This window comes from Mesorhizobium sp. P3_A9, from assembly GCF_056402975.1.
Window position 1 is genome coordinate 1 of the sequence record NZ_JBFUGJ010000578.1, and the last position, 2,354, is coordinate 2,354.

Consider the following 2,354-nt stretch of genomic DNA (forward strand, 5'->3'; position numbering starts at 1 on the left):
GTTCCCTGTACCGGCCGGTTGTGGACGGCGAAGGCCACGGCGTCGCCCTGGCGCAGCGGCACCACTTCCACCCGGCTCTGCGTGCGCGGGCGCTGCTCGGTCAGGGCGAATTCGCCGCCRGTGAAATCCTCGCCCGGTTCCGAGAGCAGGACCGCCACCTGCAATGGGAAGGCGAGGTCGCCATAAAGGTCCTGGTGCAGGCAGTTGAAGTCGCCGGGCACATATTGCAGCAAAAGCGGCGTCGGCCTGACCTGGCCGGCGCCATGGCACTGGTCGAGGAATTCGGCATGCGTCGCGGGATAGCGCAAGGCGATCGCCATACGCTCGTTCCACCGGTTGGCGACCTCGGCCAGTCTGGGATAAAGCGCGCTGCGCAAGCCGCCGATGAGGTCGGGCAAGGGATAGCGGAAATAGCGGTATTCGCCCTTGCCGAAACCATGCCTGGCCATGTGGATATGACTGCGAAAATGCTGTTCCTCGGGGTAGAGGCCGGCGATCTGCCGGCACTCCTGCGGTGAGAGCAGCTTTTCCATCACCGCACAGCCGAAACCGTCGAGTTCGGTGGTCAGCGCCGGCCAGTCGTAAGCGGCGATGCGTGTCTCGGCGGCTTCCACCACGGATGCGGCAACCCTGGCATGGGCGTTCATATGGTGGCCTCCCGGTTCAGCAAGGCGCGCTTGCGTTCGACGCCCCAGCGATAGCCTGACAGCGTGCCGTCGGCGCGGACCACGCGGTGGCAGGGGATGCCGAGCGCGATGGCGTTGGCGGCACAGGCGGTCGCCACGGCGCGGGCGCCGTTCGGTTGGCCAAGCCGCCGGGCAAGCGCGGTGTAGGTGATGGTGGCGCCGCACGGGATGGCGCGCAGTGCGTCCCACACACGCTGCTGGAACGGCGTGCCGTGGCGCATGTCGAGCGGCAGGTCGAGGCCGGCGCGGGGCATTTCGATGAAGCGCGCGATTGCGGCGAGATCGTCGCGGAGCGCGTTTTTATCCTCGACCAGCACCCTGCCGGGGAAACGGTCAGCGAGGTCCTGCTCCAGCGTGTCGGCGTCGGAGCCGATCAGGATGGCGCAGATGCCGATCCGGCTGCGCGCCGCCAAGATGTTGCCGATCGCGGATTGGCTGATGGCATAGGTGATGGTGTCGAGGCTGGCAGCCTTGGGTGCTGTCGCCTGCATGTGGGTTTGCATGAGGTTCATTGCCTTCACTCCTTCTGTGCCTAAACCCTAGCGAGGTACCGGTTGGCGCTCACTCCGGTGCTTGCTTTCAAATTCAAATCTTGGCGCCCGAGGATGAAGGACGCCAAGGTAAGCACTCTACGGCGCCCCCCTCTGTCCTGCCGGACATCTCCCCCACAAGGGGGGAGATCGGCAGCTTTTGCGTCGGCTCTCCTCCTGCAACGTCGAAGATTGGCGAAGGCCGTGACTACATCCGATCTCCCCCCTCGTGGGGGAGATGTCCGGCAGGACAGAGGGGGGCGCCGTAGAGCGCTGATTTAGATCATTGGCACTTCGCCCGAGGATGTCAGGCAACACGCGTGACGGTGACATCGCCGAGTAGAAAAACCTCGCCTGACAACAGCCGCAACTCAACCTCGCCCGTCGCGGTGCGGCTCCATTCGGCCTTGCCATCATCGACCAGTTCGCCGATGGCGGCCAGGACCTCTGACTTCGCATCTTCGGCGCGACTGACGGCAACACCGTTGGCGATCTCGATATTCGCACCGGCGGTGGAAGACCTTGCCATCGTGCGCATCGCCGGCCCTCGTCAGGTCCGCAAAGACCGGGCCGCCCTGTCGGCGGCCTTCGCCGCTCCGCCGGCCTCGCGGTCAAACAGCGCGCGCTTGCGCTCGGCGCCCCAGGCGTAGCCCGACAGGGCGCCATCCTTCCTGATCACGCGGTGGCAAGGGATGGCGACCGCATGGGCGTTGGCGGCGCAGGCGGCAGCGATGGCGCGGGTGGCCTTCGGCGCGCCGATGCGCTCGGCGATCCCGGCATAGGAAACCGTGCTGCCGACCGGAATATCCTGCAAGGCCTGCCAGACGCGTTGCTGGAAAGCGGTGCCGCGCACGTCGAGCGGCAGGTCGAGACCAAGCTGTGGAGCCTCGACGAAGCCGACGACGCGGGCGACCAGCGCTTCGTAATCGCTGTCGCCACCGATCAGCCGTGCCTTGGGGAAACGGTCCTGCAGGTCGCGCACCAGCGCGTCCGGATCGTCGCCGAGCAGGATCGAGGCGACGCCCTTTTGGCTCGACGCAACCAGAATGGTGCCGAGCGAGGATTCGCCGACGGCGAAGCGTATGTCCTCGTTGGCGCCGCCGGCGCGGTAGCGCGTCGGCGTCATGCCGAGCATGCC

4 protein-coding genes are annotated in these 2,354 nt (G+C 66.5%); all 4 read right to left on the bottom strand.

Translation table 11 applies throughout. The features are described from left to right. On the bottom strand, positions 1 to 647 hold a 647-nt coding region (locus tag AC1DX0_RS34760), incomplete at its 3' end, for a 2OG-Fe(II) oxygenase (RefSeq protein WP_477358914.1). Then, a complete protein-coding gene (locus tag AC1DX0_RS34765) occupies positions 644 to 1,198 on the bottom strand; it encodes a methylated-DNA--[protein]-cysteine S-methyltransferase (protein WP_477224279.1) in 555 nt (184 codons plus the stop codon). The genes AC1DX0_RS34765 and AC1DX0_RS34760, both read right to left, overlap by 4 nt. Positions 1,199 to 1,523: 325 nt before the next feature. Further along, positions 1,524 to 1,754: a hypothetical protein gene (locus AC1DX0_RS34770; RefSeq protein WP_477224280.1), complete on the bottom strand. Its 231-nt coding sequence runs from the start codon at positions 1,752 to 1,754 to the stop codon at positions 1,524 to 1,526. Between the two features lie 12 nt (positions 1,755 to 1,766). Then, on the bottom strand, positions 1,767 to 2,354 hold a 588-nt coding region (locus AC1DX0_RS34775; RefSeq protein WP_477358917.1), incomplete at its 5' end, for a methylated-DNA--[protein]-cysteine S-methyltransferase.

What these genes read in the sequence shown, in the direction of transcription:
- AC1DX0_RS34770 (WP_477224280.1), bottom strand. Translation starts at nt 1,754, where the DNA reads ATGCGCACGATGGCAAGGTCTTCCACCGCCGGTGCGAATATCGAGATC.
- AC1DX0_RS34765 (WP_477224279.1), bottom strand. Translation starts at nt 1,198, where the DNA reads ATGAACCTCATGCAAACCCACATGCAGGCGACAGCACCCAAGGCTGCC.